We start from the raw sequence: 1792 nt of genomic DNA on the forward strand, positions 1-1792 counted from the left end.
CTTTCAATTACCCACAAGCTGCGCCATGCTGAACCCCAATTCGATATCGGTGAATCGGGAGAGCCCTCGCCACATGACAATGTTGCCAGGCGGCGGATCACTCGCGCGGGCAAGATAACCACCGAGCCGCGCTACTTTGGTGAGGTATGAAGGAAGGAATTGTCGTCTGCCGTGCTCGGTTTGGCGATCTGGCACCAAGTGATCGAGGAGGCGGCGCTCGACGGCGGTGAAGACGGCCGCCGCCGGCGCGTTGGCGGCGGAGCGGTTGATCATCGTCATCCAGAAGATCCGCCAACTCAGGACACAGAATACCGCGAGTAGCCGCAGCAGCCGCTCGGCGGTTCTGAGCTTGGAGTCCTCCGCCTTGCACCCCGATTTCAGGATCTTGTGGAAGGTCTCGATCTTCCAGCGCGCCGCATACCACGTGAGCTTCTCGATGGCGTCGGTGCGAGAGATCACCGGCCGGTCCGTGATCAGCTTCCACTCAATCCGCTCGCGCCCTTTCGGTGCGGCGCGCTCGTGCGCATGGATGACGTAGAGAATCAGCTCTGGGTATCGCTGCTGCTTTCCGATGGGAGGCAGCACCCGGATCTGGCGATAGCGAATCTCCAGGATAGCCTCCGAGCGATGACCTTTGGCATCACGGACCTCGATCCGGTGCACTCCTTTGACTCGCACCTCGCGCATCTCGTCGGCGATCGTGTGTGTGCCGGTCCCGGCTAGGCGATCGACGCAGGTCCGTATGAGAAAGTGGGTTCCGATGCGCTGCGCTTCACAGAATAGCTCGTAGATGTCACTTTCCCGGTCGCCGATGTGAACGCACCGCTGCGGTTCATTGAGTAACTCCGTTGAGTGTCGGAGATTCTCGAGCCACCGTACGCTCTCCTTTTCTTCGATCGGGACACGCGTCGGGTTGATCTTCTTCTTGAGCGCGTTGCATCCCTTGAACTTCTTGCGCGTCCACGCTTTCGCCGCCGCGATCCCTAGCGGCAGCCCCTCCACGGTCACCACCAGGCTGGAATGGAGGAGGATTCCACAGGTCGTGTGCAGCCGCGGCCGACCGTCCTGTCCTTTTCTTCCGCTGTAAGGCCGACAGATCATCCCGATCGCGTGTTTCTTCTCCCGCTGGAAGGACAACTCCGTCGTATCGTGCAGCACCAGCACCGTTCCCGGTGTCGCCTGGAACCGGTCGCGGGTCGCCTGGAAATGCCCCGCGAGGATCTCGGCCTCGCTCACCCGTTCATTGGCGAAAAAACGATACGCGGCCTTTGTGCCCGCCCAGTCCTGGCAGGCCAGCGGGATGCTTTCACCAATTCCTTCCGAGAGCCGCTCTACCAAGACCTTGAATCGCTTCTCCAAGCGAGCGTCGGCAAACGTACACCCGGCCAGTTCTTGATCGATCCACGCCGCCGTCCCCGCGCTCCCTTTCACGCGCTGTCCCATCTCCCCCTCCCACACCCACCGGCTTGGTAGATTCACCGATAGTCCTGATGTATATATACATTAGGACAATGAAACGATCCATCGCCTTCGATTGGCCACTCCTGCCGGGTAGTGTGTCAACGGCCCGCAGCCGGTGCGGAAAACCGGGTTGTGCCTGCAAGCGCAAGCCCGCCCGTCTGCACGGCACGTATTATCGCTGGACGGGGTTCATCGACGGCAAGAGAACCACCAAGACGATCAGCCAGCAGGCAGCGCTGGAGTGTCAGCGGCGCATAAAGAACTTCCGGAAGCTGCAGCGGGAGATCGAGCGTGTCGTACGCGCAGCGCTCGATCAGGCCCCATGGCTACC

2 protein-coding genes are annotated in these 1792 nt (G+C 61.0%); one reads left to right on the forward strand and one right to left on the reverse strand.

From position 1 onward, the window contains the following. Positions 1-3: 3 nt before the first annotated feature. Complete coding sequence (locus tag AC11W3_RS05345) at positions 4-1443, reverse strand: IS4 family transposase (RefSeq protein WP_484092607.1); 1440 nt, start codon at positions 1441-1443, stop codon at positions 4-6. 68 nt (positions 1444-1511) lie between these two features. On the opposite strand from AC11W3_RS05345, the gene AC11W3_RS05350 reads away from it, so the two are divergent. Then, on the forward strand, positions 1512-1792 hold a 281-nt coding region (locus AC11W3_RS05350; protein WP_484092608.1), incomplete at its 3' end, for a DUF6788 family protein.

Source organism: Geomonas sp., from assembly GCF_056994735.1.